Genomic DNA, 16834 nt, shown 5'->3' with positions numbered 1-16834 from the left:
AATCGTCAAATAGTTGTAATTTTTAAATAGATTGCGAATCGGACATGGGGAAAGGGGTATTTTAGGTGAATATCGAGAAATTTCAGGAAAGCATGTACAAGCTAGTGGTTGAAACTTCTACAAAGCTTCCAAAGGATGTACGCCGTGCAGTTAAAGCGGCAAAGGAGAAGGAAAACGCAGGTACGAGTGCAGCAATGAGCCTCGCCACAATTACCAATAATATTAAAATGGCAGATGATCAAGTTTCACCTATTTGTCAGGATACCGGATTACCAACTTTTAAAATTAAAACGCCTGTTGGGGTAAACCAATTAGAAATAAAAGAAGCGATTAAAAATGCAATTGTCATCGCTACAAAAGAAGGAAAGCTGCGTCCAAACTCTGTTGATTCACTGACAGGTGAAAACAGCGGCGACAATCTTGGTGCAGGTTTGCCGGTAATGAAATTTGATCAATGGGAAAAAGATTATATCGACGTTCGTCTGATTTTAAAAGGCGGCGGCTGTGAAAATAAAAACATTCAGTACAGTCTTCCATGTGAATTAGAAGGACTAGGAAGAGCTGGACGTGACCTTGACGGAATCCGTAAGTGTATTATGCACTCTGTTTACCAAGCACAAGGACAAGGCTGCAGTGCAGGTTTTATCGGAGTAGGTATCGGCGGCGACCGTTCATCTGGCTACGATTTAGCAAAGGAACAGTTATTCCGTTCGTTGGATGATGTTAATCCAAACGAGGATTTGCGTGCTATAGAAGAGTATGTGCTAGAAAATGCGAATAAATTGGGTATCGGTACAATGGGCTTCGGCGGAGAAGCAACGCTGTTAGGCTGTAAAGTCGGAGTGATGAACCGAATTCCTGCAAGCTTCTATGTTTCTGTGGCTTACAATTGCTGGGCATTCCGCCGCTTAGGTGTTAATGTCGACCCTGTATCAGGAGAAATTAACGAGTGGATGTACCAGGAAGGCGATTTGATTGATTTCGCTGAATCAGAAGCGGAAAAAGAAACCGCAGCAGCACGTGCTAATGACGTAATCACGCTACAAGCTCCAATTAGTGAAGAACAAATTCGTCAGTTAAAAGTAGGGGACGTTGTTCAAATTAACGGCATGATGTATACAGGCCGTGACGCGATTCATAAATACCTGTCTGATCACGATTCACCAGTCGATTTAAATGGACAAGTCATTTACCACTGTGGTCCGGTTATGTTGAAGGATAAAGATGGAGTTTGGCATGTAAAGGCTGCCGGCCCAACCACCAGTATTCGTGAGGAGCCTTATCAAGGCGACATTATGAAGAAATTTGGTATCCGCGCGGTAATTGGAAAAGGCGGTATGGGTCCTCGTACTCTGGAAGCTCTTAAAGAGCATGGCGGTGTCTATCTGAACGCTATCGGCGGCGCGGCTCAGTATTATGCAGATTGTATTAAGGGTGTTGAAGGTGTCGACCTTATGCAATTTGGTATCCCTGAGGCTATGTGGCACCTTCGCGTGGAAGGCTTTACAGCTGTAGTAACAATGGATTCGCATGGAAACAGCTTACATGCCGATGTGGATAAGTCTTCGTTAGAAAAATTAGCACAGTTTAAGGATAAGGTGTTTAATTAGGGTTTTGGGAGCAGGCTCATTTAGTGGGCTTGCTTTTTTTTGATTTTGGGGTAGCGAGAGCTTGTTTTGTAGAAACTGTATAGTTTTTTGTAGAAACTGTACGGTTTTTTGTAGAAGCTGTACGGTTTTTTGTAGAAGCTGTACGGTTTTTTGTAGAAGCTGTATAGTTTTTTGTAGAAACTGTACGGTGTTTGTAGAAGGTGTACGGTTTTTTGTAGAAGCTGTACGGTTTTTTGTAGAAGCTGTTCACTTATTTGTAGAAACTGTATGGTTTTATGTAGAAACTGTACGGTTCGTACAAATTCAAACAACAAACTCATCAAGAAAAGTATAAATTGTCACTAAAACTTCATAATAAAACTGAAAAAAAGAAGGAATTTTAAAACTGAATAAAGAAAAGTTACTTCAAACCATTTAGGAGGGACTTTTTTGTTTGTGAAAAATTTAACTAAACCCATACCATTACTTCAGGCAGAGGCCCTAGAGAGAAGACTAAGAATAGATCATGAAAAAATGCCAGAAATAAAAAATAACATTAAAATATTAAAGTCAGGTTACAATGGCGAAAGAGAAATCAATTATCAATTAGGGCAAATTCCTCAGCATAAATACCACATTTTCCATGACCTCCGACTTCCCATAGGTGAAACATTTTTTCAAATTGACGCACTACTCCTTTCATCATATATACTCATTAATCTTGATGGTAAAAATCATTCTGGCAAAATAACCATTGAAAAAAATCAAATGATTCAAGAAGCCTTTGAGAAGAGAGAAATATACGAGAATCCTGTATCACAGGTTAATCGGCACAAAATATTATTGAGAAATTGGATAGAGGATAATCAATTACCTCGGATATTTATGGACAATTTGGTCTGCTTTTCAAGGTCATCAAGTGAAATTATTATAACTCCTGGTTACCGGGAAGCAGAGAATAAGATTTGTAAGACTCATGATTTAATAAAAAAGATTGAGGAATTAGAAGGGTACCATAAAAAGGTCTGGGTGAGTGAACAAGATATTTTAAAAATTAGTAACCTTTTATTTAAAAAACACGCACCCAAGAGGATAGATTTACTAAAATTTTTCCAAGTTCCTGAATCAGACATTATTATTGGCGTTCAATGCCCAGCATGTTTATTTGCACCAATGATTTATAATAGGAATAAATGGATATGCCCTACATGTCAATTGATTTCCAAAGATGCCCATATAAGAGCCATTTACGATTATTTCAGAATTTTTAAACCTTGGTTTACAAATTCTGAAATCCGAAATTTTCTCAATATGTCCTCTCCTAGAGCAGTAGTCCACTTATTATCTCCCCTAAAACTCACCCGTGTAGGTTATACAAGTGACACTGTTTACCACCAGCCAAAACTTTTTCCTTAAAATACTAATCATGTTTCCCATTTACAAACAAACACTATAAAAAACAAAATAGGGGGAACATGGATGAAAAAGTTATTATGCATCCTTAGTTTGCTGCTGTTAATGGTGCCTCAGGTTACATATGGGTACGTTCCAAATAAGCCAATCCATTGGGGTTTTAAGAAAGCTGTTGATGAACAGCCGCCCGATGCGGGGGCTGAGTATGAAAAAATTCTTGAAAAGTATGGCGCATTTTATAAAGGAGATCCAAATTCAAAAATCCTATATCTAACCTTTGATAATGGTTATGAAGCAGGATACACCGGTCAAATCCTGGATGTGTTAAAAAAGCAAAAAGTTCCAGCAACCTTTTTTGTGACGGGACATTACTTATTATCGCAGCCTGAATTGACGAAGCGTATGGTGGATGAGGGTCACATCATCGGCAATCATTCTTGGCACCATCCCAATATGACACAAATCAGTGATGAACGAATTCGTGAAGAACTTCAAAAAGTGAAGGATAAGACCAAGGAGATTACGGGTCAAAAGAAAATGAAGTATTTACGTCCGCCAAGAGGGGTTTTTAGCGAGAGAACGATGCAGATTGCGAAGGAAGAAGGGTATACACATGTTTTTTGGTCATTGGCCTTTGTCGACTGGAATACAAATGCTCAGAGAGGCTGGGAGTATTCTTACCTCAACATCATGAGACAAATCCACCCTGGTAGTGTATTACTTCTGCACACTGTTTCGAAGGATAATGCCGATGCCCTTGAAAAAGTAATTAAGGATCTGAAAAAGAAAGGCTATAAATTTAAAAGTCTTGATGAATTCAAACCGGAAAAGAAAGGTCTTTCTAGGATTATACCGAGTTTCTGGAGAAAATAAGTAGAAAAAAGCTGGATTCGTGAAGAATTCGGCTTTTCTCTGTTAATAATGCTATAATACGGTAATATCAAACAGGAACCGGAATTTGGAGTGAACGAAATGAAAACAGATCAATCAATTAAAATACAGCTTAATCAGACCTTTCCCTTAACCATCAAACGACTCGGCATTAATGGGGAAGGTGTCGGTTATTTTAAAAAGCAGGTAGTTTTTGTGCCAGGAGCACTTCCTGGAGAAGAGGTAGTGGTTGAGGCCACAAAGATTAACCCTAAATTTGCTGAGGCAAAAATAAAGAAGATTCGTATTAAATCACCGCATCGTGTTCAGCCGCCTTGCCCAGTCTATGAGGAATGTGGAGGCTGTCAGCTGCAGCATTTAAAATACAGCCAGCAATTAAAAGAAAAGCGTGATATTGTCATTCAATCGCTTGAACGTCATACCCGGCTTGCAGTGGATAAACTTGATATCCGCGAAACGATTGGAATGGAAGACCCATGGGGATATCGGAATAAAAGCAGTTTTCAACTAGCAGGAAGAGACGGAAAGGTTTTAGCGGGATTGTATGGCTTAAACTCTCACCAGCTAATTAATATTGAACATTGTGCGGTTCAGCATTCACAAACAAATGAAGCGGTTAATGCTGTTAAAAAAATTCTCGAAGAGTTAAAAATTACAATTTATAATGAAAAAACTCGTAAAGGGATTGTTCGTACAATCGTTACCCGCGTAGGAGTGCAAAGTGGCGAACTCCAGGTGGTCCTTATTACAAATCAAAAAGAGTTGCCAAAGAAAGAACAGATTATCGAGGAAATCCAAAAACGACTTCCGAATGTAAAATCAATCGTTCAGAACATAAATGAACAAAAAACGTCGCTTATTTTTGGAGAAGAAACTCTACCTTTAGCAGGTCAAGAGTTTATCCAAGAAACATTAGGAGATCTCCAGTTTGAGTTATCGGCAAGGACTTTCTTTCAGCTAAATCCTGTTCAGACCATTAAGCTTTATAATGAAGTAAAAAGGGCAGCGGGGCTGACTGGTAAAGAAAAAATAGTCGATGCTTATTGTGGTGTGGGAACCATTGGCTTGTGGTTAGCAGACCAGGCAGCCGAAGTCCGTGGTATGGATGTTATTCCTGAATCAATAGAAGACGCAAAGAAAAATGCCAAACGTCACGGGTTTACAAACACTAAATATGTACCAGGTAAAGCAGAAGAGGTACTTCCTAAATGGGTGAAAAAGGGCTGGAAGCCAGATGTCATCGTTGTTGATCCGCCAAGAACCGGTCTTGACTCACAATTAATCCAAACCATATTACAAACAGCACCTGAAAAGCTGATTTACATCTCATGCAATCCTTCTACTTTAGCAAAAGATATTCAAATGTTAAGTGCTAAATTCGAAGTGAAATATATACAGCCTGTTGATATGTTTCCGCAGACAGCGCACGTTGAGTGCGTCTCGCAGATAGTATTAAAAGAAGCAGCAGACCCCAAATAGGGGATTCTGCTGCGTTTTAATCAGATATGGAAGCCGAAAAACGATAGTGGATGAAAGGTGTTCCATCATCCTTTACTTCAATACGATTTATGAAGATGATTACTGCAAGCTTTTTTACCATGACGTGCATAACTCCCACAAATATAGCCTTCACGATTACTCCTGTACCACATTCCTGTACCGCAGTCTTTGCAAAAAAGAATGTTGGTAAATAGGTGCTTCTTAGGTGCTGTAATATACTTTGTTCTAATCTTCATTTGTTGCTGAACAGTATCAAACATATCACGTGGTATAATTGCTTTATAATTATCTCTCACAATTATTTGTTTTTCTGGCTCAATATTTTTTCTTTTATTACTTGTCACACCCCCCGAGTACTCTTCAAAAATTCTTCTAACGATGTTTGGTGTATTATCATCCTTAAAATAAAGTTTCCCTTCCTTAACCTCATATCCATACGGTGGGTTAGACCCTTTAAAAAGCCCTTTATTTGCTCTAGTTCGTAATGTCTCTTTAACACGATTACGTTTTCCTTTGGCAATTTTGAGTTCTTATGTGTTATTTGGGAAGCATTAGCTTCCCTAATGTTTGCTATTGGTGTTGATTTCAACTTAGTACCTCCTGTTAAGATAATAAGGTTGGTGATGGTGACTTCCATAAAATCCTCATACTAAGATAGATGAATATGGAATAAGTCTCCAGTTTCTCCTTTACGAGGTTAAAAGAAGCAAACTTAATTGATCGTTTATGCTCCCAACACAATTAGAAGTTAAATACGTTTCTGCTTTACAAATAACAATGGGGGGAAGCTGTGGCTTCCTTCTTTTTTATTTAACTAATTTTAATTTGTTCTTTAGCATTAGGGAACTGTTCTAAACCTCGACAAAAACTTTCTAGTAAACAATCCTAAGATTGATTATTTAAGGGGTTTCCTGCACTTGGATGAATGCCTTTCTAATTGTTTTTGGGGAATAAAGGTACCAAATTGTAACAAAATAAAAGAAAAAAATTCTATAATTTGTATATATCTTAATAATAAAATGTCTAGACATTTGGCGTTAAATGATTATAATAAAAAAAGTAAGCGGTTAATGTAAACGTTTTTGAGAACGTTAAAATTAAAATTATTTTTAAGGAGCTTGATAATAATGAAAAGAATTCTTTTAGCATGTAGCTCAGGGATGTCAACTAGCCTTTTAGTAACAAAAATGGAACAGTATGCAGCTTCAATTGGTGAGGAAGCAAAAATCTGGGCGGTTGGACAGGACCAAGCGAGAAAGGAAATGGCGAATGCTGATGTTGTCTTAATAGGGCCACAAATGAGTTTCTTAAAAGGTGACTTTCAAAAAGAAGCGAACCAATATGGCATTAAAGTGGATGTTATTGATATGATGGCTTACGGCTTGGCTGACGGTAAAAAAGCTTATGAACAAGCTTTATCTTTAATGTAATGGAGGATTTGTTATGGAAAATGTAAATATAGACGAATTAACGAGTGAACAAATTAATTTTATGCTGATCCTTCATAGCGGCAATGCGAGAAGTAAAGTGATTCAAGCCCTTCGCGAGTATCGTGAAGGCAGGATCGAAGAGGCAGATAATCTTTTAGCGGATGCAGAAAAAGATTTACATGTTGCCCACCAGATTCATTTTAAGATGGTTCAGCAAGAGGCATCAGGAGAAAAAGTTGAGTTTGCGTTACTATTAATGCATGCAGAAGATCATTTAATGTCAACGTTATCAATGAAAGAACTTGTAAAAGAATTATTAGAGCTTTTTAAAATAAAAAAACTTTAAAAGGAGAAACAAACAATGTTCGAGAAGTTAAGTAAGTACCTCGTTCCAATTGCTGGAAAACTTAATAACAACCGCTTTTTATCGGTATTGCGAGATGCCTTTATGCTTGCGTTCCCGTTAACGATATTCGGATCGATCTTTGTTGTATTAACGAACTTACCATTCCTGGATAAATTAATGAACGAGGGAGCTATCGCTAATTTCCGGGATATGTTCGGTATAGCCTCTTCGGCTACAATGGGAATTATGTCTGTATTCGTAGTGTTTGGTATAGGGTATTATTTGTCTAGAAGTTATAATGTTGAGGCCATTTTTGGTGGTGCCATTGCACTTGTATCATTCTTTATGTTAACACCCTTTGTGGTTCAACCTGAAAATGGAGAATTAGTAACAGGTGTTATTCCTTTAGACCGTTTAGGTGCTAAAGGGATGTTCCTTGGAATGATCACAGCGTTTCTAGCTACAGAGATTTACCGTAGAATTGTTCAAAAAAACATTACCATTAAAATGCCTCCTGGAGTACCGCCGGCAGTTGCGAAGTCATTTGCTGCGTTAATTCCGGCATTTATTACCTTAACTGTTTTCTTAGGAATTAATATCTTCGTAACACAATTATTTAATACAAATATGCATGATGTTATTTACAAAGCTATTCAAGCTCCATTAGTTGGTTTGGGCAGTGGAATTATTCCTACATTGATTGCTATTTTCTTCATTCAAATCTTATGGTTCTTTGGATTACATGGACAAGTTATCATTAACTCCGTAATGGACCCAATTTGGAATACATTAATGATTGAGAACTTAGAGGCATATACAGCCGGAAATCCAGTACCAAATATCATCTCAAAACCATTTATTGAGATTTACACTGTTGGAATGGGTGGTACAGGTATGACCTTAGCGGTTGTGTTAGCGATTCTTCTCTTTATGAAGAGCAAACAAATGAAGCAGGTTGGTAAACTTGGCTTAGGACCTGGCCTATTCAATGTTAACGAACCAATCATCTTTGGTTTACCGATTGTTATGAATCCAATCGTTATTGTCCCTTGGATTCTTGCTCCAATCGTGGTTACACTTGTCTCTTATTTTGCAATGGCTTCTGGCCTAGTTCCACCGCCAACAGGCGTTGCGGTACCATGGACGGTTCCATTCTTTATCAATGGAATTATGGCAACAAACTCATTAGCGGGCGGATTACTTCAGCTTGTAAATATCGTAATTGTTTTTGTGATTTGGTTCCCATTCTTAAAGTCATTGGATCGAGTGAATATACAAAAAGAAAAAGAAGAAGAGAACAAAGCTGCTTAGGTTTTATTAATATGAAAGGGCAGGTGAATAAACGGAAGATGTAAGAGAATATTCTGCAGCACCGTATTTCTCTGCCTTTATTTATAATCTTGTTTATTACCTCTTAGTTGAAAAGGAGATTAAAATTATGACTAGTGCAAATGAAATTAAATATCGCTTTCCGGAAGGATTTTGGTGGGGATCGGCAGCTTCTGCAACACAAACTGAGGGGGCAGCTGATGTAGATGGCAAAGGAAAAAACATTTGGGATTACTGGTATGAAATCGAGCCGAACCGCTTCTTTGACGGCGTAGGTCCTGCTAACACTTCTCAATTCTATTACAAATACAAAGAAGATATAAAGTTAATGAAAGAAATTGGTCATAACTCATTTCGGATGTCTATTTCTTGGTCAAGATTAATTCCAAATGGCAGAGGAGAAGTCAATTTTAAAGCTATTAAATTCTATAATAATGTGATTAACGAATTCATTAAAAATGGTATTGAGCCTTTCGTTGGATTATTTCATTTTGATATGCCAATGGAACTTCAAAAAATTGGCGGTTGGGAAAGCCGAGAAGTAGTAGACGCATATGAAGCATTCGCTAAAACTTGTTTTGAACTATTCGGTGATCGTGTGAAAAAATGGTTTACCCATAACGAACCAATCGTACCGGTTGAGGGCGGATATCTTTACGATTTTCATTATCCGAATGTAGTAGATTTCGGAAAGGCTGTACAAGTCGGATACCACACCATGTTAGCCAGTGCAAAAGCAATAAAGACCTATAGAGAATTAAATCAAGACGGGAAAATTGGAATTGTCTTAAATCTGACACCTTCCTATCCAAGGAGCCAAAACCCTGCTGATATAAAAGCATCAGTAATCGCGGATGCGTTTTTTAACAGGTCATTCCTAGACCCTTCTGTTAAAGGTGAGTTTCCTCAAGAACTTTTGCAAATCTTAAAGGAAGAAGACCTCATGCCTGAAATTGAAGACGGGGATTTAGATATTATTAAAAACAATACCGTTGATATTCTTGGAGTTAACTACTATCAACCAAGACGGGTAAAAGCAAAAGAAAATCTTCCAAATCCGAAAGCCCCTTTCATGCCGGAGAGATTTTTTGATAATTACGTTATGCCAGGGCGAAAGATGAATCCTCACCGAGGCTGGGAAATATATGAAAAGGGTATTTACGATATTCTGATTAATTTGAAAGAAAACTATGGGAATATTGAATGTTTCATTTCGGAAAATGGTATGGGTGTAGAAGGCGAAGAAAAGTTCCGAGATGAAAATGGAATCATCCAAGATGATTATCGAATTGAATTTATCAGAGAACATCTAAAGTGGGTTTCAAAAGCCATTGAAGAAGGTTCGAATGTAAAGGGCTATCATTTATGGACATTTATGGATAACTGGTCTTGGACAAATGCGTATAAAAACCGTTATGGCTTTGTCTCTGTTAACCTAAATAAAGATGGAGAACGAACGATTAAAAAGAGCGGTCACTGGTTTAAGACTGTGTCTGATAATAATGGATTTTAAAAGAAGATGGTCTAGCCTAACCATCTTTTTAAATGAATATGAACGATATTTAAATTATTCTTTTATAATTTAAATAATATATATCTTTTTAATAGGGTGGTTTAGAGATGACCAAGTATGAAACAATTTGTTTCGAGATTAGAAATCGAATCATAAAACGCGAATATCCAATAGATCAGCCAATACCTGACGAAATATCTTTGGCCAAAGAATTTAAGTGCAGCAGAATGACCATGAAAAGGGCCCTTGATATTTTAGTGGTGGAGGGACTCCTTTATCGTAAAAGAGGCCACGGTACTTTTATTGTTCAATCCGCAATTCAAGATAGCCGGGTAAATGTGATTCGTAATGAAGGATTGACGAACCTAATAACAGACAAAAAAGTTACAAGTAAAGTTATTAAATTCGAAGTTCAGTTTCCATCCGAAGAAGTGGCAGCACATTTAGCGATTGATAACAAAACTCCTATTTACAATATCATTCGGTTAAGACTCGTTGATGGTGAACCGTATGTAATGGAAAAAACGTATATGCCAACAACAATCGTGCCAGGCATAAATGATGAAATTTTACATGGATCGATTTACGGATATATTACGAACTCATTGGGTTTAACGATTGCGGGATCTCATCGAAAAATCAGGGCTTGTAAGTCGGACGATTTGGATCAAGAACATTTGGCTTGTCTGGCTGATGATCCAATTCTAGAAGTGGAGCATGTGGGATTTTTAAATAATGGACTTCCATTTGAATATTCTTTCTCACGCCATCGATATGATAAGTTTGAAGTAACCATGGTCAATATGAAACGCTAAACCAGGAGGATTTTGATATGTTGGGCGCAATCGAAGCAGGAGGAACAAAATTTGTTTGTGCTGTAGGGGACGAATTAGGGAATATCGCTGAAAGTATTCAGATTCCAACAACTGTGCCAGAGGAAACAATGGCAGAGGTCATTCGCTTTTTTAAAAAATATGATTTAGAAGCAATAGGGATCGGGTCGTTTGGACCGATTGATGTCAATAAGGAAAGTCCAACTTATGGGAATATTACTTCAACACCTAAAACTGCATGGAAGGATTATCCTTTGGTGCAAGTGATGAAGGATGCTTTTTCCCTACCTGTCGGTTTCAATACGGATGTAAATGCAGCTGCTTTAGCGGAAGCTACACTTGGGGCAGCAAAAGGGCTAGATAGCTGCCTATATATCACGATTGGCACCGGAATTGGGGCAGGAGCAATGGTTCAAGGAAAATTGCTTGAGGGCCTTTCACATCCGGAAATGGGCCATATCCTTGTAAGACGCCATCCAAATGATACCTATGCAGGGAAATGTCCGTATCATCATGATTGCTTGGAGGGTTTGGCAGCAGGGCCAGGCATTGAGGAACGTTGGGGTGAAAAGGGAAATAACTTAGTTGACCGTAAAGAAGTATGGGATTTGGAAGGTTATTATCTTGCTCAAGCACTTATGCAATACATTTTGATTCTTTCACCGAAAAAGATTATTCTCGGCGGGGGTGTCATGAATCAAAAACAAGTATTTACTTATATTTATAACTATTTGCCTGAGTTAATAAACAATTATGTATCCTTGCCGGAACTTTCCGACTACATTGTAAGTCCTGGCTTAGGAAACTATGCAGGGATAAATGGATCCCTCTTATTGGCTTATCAAGCATTACAAAGTGAAAATCAGTAATTAAATAGGGGGATTATTGATGGAGCCATTATTTTTAAAACCTGTCTTTAAAGAGAGAATTTGGGGGGGGAAGGCCTTAAAAAATGAGTTTGGCTATTCCATTCCCTCTGATCAGACAGGGGAATGCTGGGCAATTTCTGCACATCCAAATGGACCTTCAATGGTTGAAAATGGTCCTTTATCTGGGGCAACCTTGGACAAACTTTGGAAGGAATATCCTGAATTATTCGGAAACTCACAAGATGAAGTGTTTCCACTGTTAACAAAAATTTTAGATGCTAACATGGATTTATCGGTTCAAGTTCATCCTGATGATGCATATGCCAAAGCCAATGAAAATGGAGAACTAGGAAAGACCGAATGCTGGTATATCATTGATTGTAAAGAAGATGCAGACATGATATTTGGTCATAATGCGAAGACAAAAGAGGAATTAATTCAGCAAATTAATGAAGGAAATTGGAATGAATTACTTCGTAGAGTGAAAATCAAACCCGGAGACTTTTTTTATGTACCAAGTGGAACGATTCATGCCTTATGTGAAGGTACACTGGTGTTAGAAACACAGCAAAGCTCTGACACAACTTACAGAGTTTATGATTATGACCGTAAAGATGACGAAGGAAATTTACGCGACCTTCACTTGGATAAAGCGATTCAGGTAACGACTGTTCCGCTTGATGTTAGGGGAATTCAACCTTTAGTGGAGATAAAGGAAAACATCGAGATTACTACATTTGTAGAATCGGACTTTTTTTCTGTCTATAAATGGAACGTAAGAGGTCATTCGTCGTTCTCCTATACAGATCAATATTTACTGTGTAGCGTTATCAAAGGGGAAGGCACATTGAGTCATGATGGAGAAAGGTATTCTTTAAGTAAAGGAACACATTTCATTATTCCTGTAGGACTAGGTGAATTTTTCATTGATGGTGTTTGTGAACTTATCGTTTCCCATCCATAAAAAGGTGTCAGTGGATATTTCTTGGATAACATCTTCCTAACAAATGAAATTTAAGCAAAGCGCTCAATCCAACGGGGTTGAGCGCTTTTTTGTCCAGAACGAGCAAATAAGTGAATGAAAAGCCCTGCATGTTGTGCGGGGCTTTTTAGGACGATGTAACAATTAGTTTGAAAATCGTTCTGTAATGCGTGCGTAATTTCCTTTTTGCGAGGTTTTTTTAGATTACTTATTACTTAATATTGAATGTTTATAACTTAAAATATAGAATAAGTGTAAGGTTATTTTAGTTAAAGTGAATTGCTAAATAGAGAATTGAAAATACCGTGGATATTAACAGTTTATTATTCCTTAAACATTAAAACTAACCAATTAATGGGGAGGCATTTATATTGAATGAGCAAGAAAAAGAGTTGCAATATAAAACTTCTATTATTCTAGGAAAAGATACCACTAACATGACGATAAATGAAATAATTGCAGGATTGGTTAATGTGGTTGAATCAGTTGTCAAAAATAACGAACAGGAATGCTAATTATTTAAAAAACATGTTGCCATTGTGTGCTCGCGGTGGTAAAAGAAAAATTCGAGGAGTTGTGACTGTGATAAAACAAAATATTGTTATAGATTTACCGAGTGGTTTACAAGCTAAAAAAGCAGCTGAATTTGTGGAAAAAGCTTCTTCTGTTGATTGCAATATATTTATCTTGAAAGATGAAAAAACTATTGAAGCCAAAAGTATAATCGGGATTATGTCAGCTGCAATTAGATTCGGAGAAGAAATAACATTAGTTACAGACGGTTGTGATGAGCAAAGCGCAATAAAGGTGCTTGCTAGCTGCCTTTAAAATGAAATTTATCTAATTATACGATACTATGGAATTGACGTATATATTAATAGATATATAATGAAGTTACCGATAAAGTAATTAACGGGTGGAACCTGCGAAAATTTAACTAATAATCTAAGGGGGAACAGAATGAAATTCGACATGCCTTTGCATCAATTAAAGGAATATAAGGGGACAAATCCAAAACCTAAGGATTTTGCTGAATTTTGGGAAAAGGGACTGGAGGAATTAAGTCAACAATCGTTAAATTACGAACTAATTTCAGCGAATTTTAATAGTAGAGTTGCAGAATGCTATCATCTTTATTTTACAGGAGTCGGTGGTGCTAGAATCCATTGTCAGCTTGTTAGACCGAAGAATCAGGTTGGGCAGGGTCCGGGGCTTATTTGGTTCCATGGTTATCATGGCAGTAGTGGGGATTGGGTAGATAAGCTGGGTTATGCAGCAGAAGGATTTACCGTTTTAGCAATGGATTGCCGCGGTCAAGGGGGATTATCGGTCGATAATAACAAGGTGAAAGGTACGACTTTAAAAGGACATATTATTCGTGGGATTGAAGAAGAACATCCGGAAAAATTATATTATCGTAATGTTTTTTTAGACACGGTACATGCAGTTAGAATCCTCTGCTCTATGGAAAATGTGGATCCTGATCGAGTAGGTGCTTATGGTGCTTCGCAGGGTGGGGCTTTAGCTATTGTTTGTTCAGCTTTAGAACCTAGAATCAAGAAAACCGCAGCCGTTTACCCATTCCTTTCAGATTATAAAAGGGTATGGGAGTTAGACATCGCCAATTCAGCCTATGAAGAGATACATTATTATTTTAAATTTATTGACCCTACTCACGAACGGGAGGAGGAGTTATTCAATAAACTTGGGTATATTGATATTCAACATCTGGCAGATCGAGTAAAGTCGGAAGTGTTATGGGCTGTTGGTATGGAGGATTATATCTGTCCTCCTTCTACACAATTTGCTGTATATAATAAAATCCGATCACCTAAACAAATGATGGTCTATTATGAATATGGACATGAGTATGTTCGGACATTTGGTGATAAAGTACATTCGTTTTTTTCTAAACTATTAGATGAATAAAATAATGTATTCAATGGAACCTTCCCATCATAATGGTAGTCCTGTCACTCCATAAAAAAGGAGGGGTTCTTTCGCTTTGTTTTAAAGAAGATGTTTTTAAGTGAATACTATTTACTATCATGATAAAAAAAAGTTATTCTTAAAATAGAATACTTTCTACAAAACGAATCGGAGGAATTGTTGTGAAAGGCAATGTTACAATGCGTGACATAGCAGAAAGATTAGGAGTCAGCAGTGTTACCATTTCAAAGGCACTTAATGATAAAGAAGGCGTTAGTGAAGAATTAAAAGAGAAAATAAAAGTAGTCGCGGAAGAGATGGGTTATCGGTTTAATACCCACGCAAAGTCCATGAAAGAAGGTTTATCCTATAATCTTGGGATTGTTATACATGAACGTTTCACTGGTACAACAACATCGTTCTATCTGCAATTTTATCAACTCTTATCAAGGGTTCTGGAAAGCTATCATTATTCAGGAATTCTGCACATATTGAGTCATGAGGATGAGGCTCAACTTGTCTTGCCAAGAATTTATACTGAAAAGAAAGTAGATGGACTTATTTTTCTTGGTCAAATTCAAAAGCAGTATGTAAAAGAGATTCAAAAAATTGATATTCCAGCTGTCTTTTTGGATTTTTATACGGATCAAAATGAAATTGACTCCATTCTGACGGACAACTTTTATGGAATGTATGAAGTCACCAATTATTTAATGCGTAATGGTCATAGGAAAATTGCCTTTGTAGGGGATGTCCATGCAACAAGCAGTATTCAGGACCGATTCCTTGGATATTATAAATCACTGCTTGAACATCGAATCGAGCTAAAAAATGAATACGTCATTAAAGACCGGGATGAGCGCGGATTTTATATCGATATAGAATTTCCCGAAGATATGCCTACCGCGTTTGTATGTAATAATGATGAAGTTGCATATAACCTCATTAACGAATTACAAAAGAGAGGTATAAATGTTCCAGAGGATTGTTCGGTGGTTGGTTTTGATAACTCAATTTTTGCTTCCATAACTGAACCACCATTAACCACGGTTGCAGTCGATATAGAAGAAATGTCCAAAGTTTCAGTTAAGTTTATAATGGAAAAAATAAAAAATCCTAATAAAAAGTATGGACGAACGTTTATCAAGGGAAACATTATTTACAGAGACTCGGTAAAAAATATAGAAAAAAAATAAAACAAGGCATCCCTGCCTTGTTTTATTATTATCATCATTTTCATGATATTTTTATAATTATTTGTTCCTGTTCCTGTCGTTGTAAGAAATGAAATAACGCACCAAGCAGATTCGCGTCATTTTTAAAATGACATACCTCAATCACTGGCCGAACCTTCGCAATCTCAACGGTATCTAAAATTAGGTCAAGTTTTTCATAAATTTTATCAATCAAGTTAGTACGATTGCTAATTGCACCGCCAATAATGATTTTTTCAGGATCGTATATATACTGGATATTGTAAATTCCTTGTGCCAGATAAAGATAGAAGTTTTCGATTGCTTTTATGCAGTCTTGGTCACCAGCTTCAGCTGCTTCAAATATCTGTTTACCGTTTAATTCAGAAACCGAAACACCCTTGACCTTAGCTACTTCCTTTACCAGCGCGCCAGTTGCTGCTAAATGGCTCCAGGTGCGAAAGGTATTGGTAGCGTTTTGATTTTGAATGTTTAGAACCATATAACCAATTTCCCCGCCATGCAAATTAGCACCTTTATGGATTTTTCGGTCCTTTATAACAGCACCTCCAATTCCAGTACCAATAATGGTGAACATGACATTTTGATTATTTTTAGCCGCACCTTTCCAAACTTCCCCTAAGGCAGCGCTATTTGCGTCATTTTCGATTTCTACTGGCAACCCTGTAGACCTACCAAATATCTCTTTGAAATTTGGTCCGTGAATACAAGGAAGAGCACTTGCTCCTCCGATAATCCCTGTCTCGCTATCGACTCCTCCGGGACAGCTGAATGCAAGTCCAACAACATTGTATTTTTGTGTATTTTCCATTGTAGTTGAAACAATGTTGTTTTGAAAATGATCAAAATCATATGGGGATGATGGAAAATCACCTTTGGTCAAGAATTCTCCCTTTTCATTGATGACAGCATATTTTACATTTGTTCCGCCCACGTCGAACACCATGTAGTTTTTCATTAAAGCCCTCTCCTTTTTCCGATTGTTGTGTAAGTTAG

General features: G+C 37.3%; 18 protein-coding genes. 15 read left to right on the top strand and 3 right to left on the bottom strand.

All coding sequences use genetic code 11. The features are described 5' to 3' along the window. The first annotated feature begins 65 nt into the window (after window positions 1-65). The 4 genes from ACIQAA_RS05390 to rlmD all read left to right on the top strand — a co-directional run bounded on the left by ACIQAA_RS05390 (window position 66) and on the right by rlmD (window position 5372). Window positions 66-1610: a fumarate hydratase gene (locus ACIQAA_RS05390; RefSeq protein ID WP_402615997.1), complete on the top strand. Its 1545-nt coding sequence runs from the start codon at window positions 66-68 to the stop codon at window positions 1608-1610. A gap of 435 nt (window positions 1611-2045) precedes the next feature. After that, window positions 2046-3005, top strand: coding sequence for a nuclease-related domain-containing protein (locus ACIQAA_RS05385; protein ID WP_402617074.1), 960 nt, complete (start codon window positions 2046-2048; stop codon window positions 3003-3005). 63 nt (window positions 3006-3068) lie between these two features. Then, window positions 3069-3875: a delta-lactam-biosynthetic de-N-acetylase gene (pdaA, locus tag ACIQAA_RS05380; protein ID WP_402615994.1), complete on the top strand. Its 807-nt coding sequence runs from the start codon at window positions 3069-3071 to the stop codon at window positions 3873-3875. Between the two features lie 99 nt (window positions 3876-3974). Beyond that, window positions 3975-5372, top strand: a complete 1398-nt coding sequence (gene rlmD / locus ACIQAA_RS05375; RefSeq protein WP_402615991.1) for a 23S rRNA (uracil(1939)-C(5))-methyltransferase RlmD — start codon at window positions 3975-3977, stop codon at window positions 5370-5372. A gap of 77 nt (window positions 5373-5449) precedes the next feature. On the opposite strand, the gene ACIQAA_RS05370 is transcribed toward rlmD, so the two are convergent. Together ACIQAA_RS05370 and ACIQAA_RS05365 are read right to left on the bottom strand one after the other, a co-directional pair. Then, window positions 5450-5737, bottom strand: coding sequence for a recombinase zinc beta ribbon domain-containing protein (locus tag ACIQAA_RS05370; protein ID WP_402615989.1), 288 nt, complete (start codon window positions 5735-5737; stop codon window positions 5450-5452). Beyond that, on the bottom strand, window positions 5734-5982 hold the full coding sequence (locus ACIQAA_RS05365; protein WP_402615986.1) for a hypothetical protein: 249 nt from the start codon (window positions 5980-5982) through the stop codon (window positions 5734-5736). The genes ACIQAA_RS05370 and ACIQAA_RS05365 overlap by 4 nt, the downstream gene beginning before the upstream one ends. A gap of 538 nt (window positions 5983-6520) precedes the next feature. Between ACIQAA_RS05365 and ACIQAA_RS05360 the strand changes: the two genes are divergently transcribed. From ACIQAA_RS05360 to ACIQAA_RS05310, 11 genes are all read left to right on the top strand, one after another. After that, window positions 6521-6823 carry a PTS sugar transporter subunit IIB gene (locus tag ACIQAA_RS05360; RefSeq protein ID WP_402615983.1) on the top strand — a complete coding sequence of 101 codons (303 nt, stop codon included), beginning with the start codon at window positions 6521-6523 and terminating at the stop codon, window positions 6821-6823. Between the two features lie 13 nt (window positions 6824-6836). Beyond that, window positions 6837-7169, top strand: a complete 333-nt coding sequence (locus tag ACIQAA_RS05355; protein WP_402615980.1) for a PTS sugar transporter subunit IIA — start codon at window positions 6837-6839, stop codon at window positions 7167-7169. A 15-nt stretch (window positions 7170-7184) separates the two neighbouring features. Continuing rightward, window positions 7185-8480, top strand: coding sequence for a PTS cellobiose transporter subunit IIC (gene celB, locus ACIQAA_RS05350; protein WP_402615977.1), 1296 nt, complete (start codon window positions 7185-7187; stop codon window positions 8478-8480). A gap of 127 nt (window positions 8481-8607) precedes the next feature. Next, window positions 8608-10011: a glycoside hydrolase family 1 protein gene (locus ACIQAA_RS05345; RefSeq protein WP_402615974.1), complete on the top strand. Its 1404-nt coding sequence runs from the start codon at window positions 8608-8610 to the stop codon at window positions 10009-10011. A gap of 107 nt (window positions 10012-10118) precedes the next feature. Next, window positions 10119-10826, top strand: a complete 708-nt coding sequence (locus tag ACIQAA_RS05340; RefSeq protein WP_402615971.1) for a GntR family transcriptional regulator — start codon at window positions 10119-10121, stop codon at window positions 10824-10826. A gap of 17 nt (window positions 10827-10843) precedes the next feature. Further along, complete coding sequence (locus ACIQAA_RS05335; protein ID WP_402615969.1) at window positions 10844-11713, top strand: ROK family protein; 870 nt, start codon at window positions 10844-10846, stop codon at window positions 11711-11713. A 16-nt stretch (window positions 11714-11729) separates the two neighbouring features. Continuing rightward, window positions 11730-12677, top strand: a complete 948-nt coding sequence (gene manA, locus ACIQAA_RS05330) for a mannose-6-phosphate isomerase, class I (protein WP_402615966.1) — start codon at window positions 11730-11732, stop codon at window positions 12675-12677. Between the two features lie 389 nt (window positions 12678-13066). Further along, window positions 13067-13210, top strand: coding sequence for a hypothetical protein (locus ACIQAA_RS05325; protein ID WP_402615963.1), 144 nt, complete (start codon window positions 13067-13069; stop codon window positions 13208-13210). Between the two features lie 67 nt (window positions 13211-13277). Further along, window positions 13278-13523: an HPr family phosphocarrier protein gene (locus ACIQAA_RS05320; RefSeq protein WP_402615960.1), complete on the top strand. Its 246-nt coding sequence runs from the start codon at window positions 13278-13280 to the stop codon at window positions 13521-13523. Window positions 13524-13655: 132 nt separating this feature from the next. After that, complete coding sequence (locus tag ACIQAA_RS05315) at window positions 13656-14624, top strand: acetylxylan esterase (RefSeq protein ID WP_402615958.1); 969 nt, start codon at window positions 13656-13658, stop codon at window positions 14622-14624. Window positions 14625-14806: 182 nt separating this feature from the next. Continuing rightward, window positions 14807-15820, top strand: coding sequence for a LacI family DNA-binding transcriptional regulator (locus tag ACIQAA_RS05310; protein WP_402615955.1), 1014 nt, complete (start codon window positions 14807-14809; stop codon window positions 15818-15820). Window positions 15821-15860: 40 nt separating this feature from the next. Here ACIQAA_RS05310 and ACIQAA_RS05305 read toward each other — a convergent pair whose 3' ends face one another. Continuing rightward, window positions 15861-16796, bottom strand: a complete 936-nt coding sequence (locus ACIQAA_RS05305) for an ROK family protein (protein ID WP_402615953.1) — start codon at window positions 16794-16796, stop codon at window positions 15861-15863. Window positions 16797-16834 lie beyond the last annotated feature (38 nt).

Source organism: Neobacillus sp. NPDC093182, assembly GCF_044754045.1.
The sequence above is the reverse complement of the archived record's forward strand: the minus strand, read 5'-3'. Positions and strand labels throughout refer to the sequence as shown.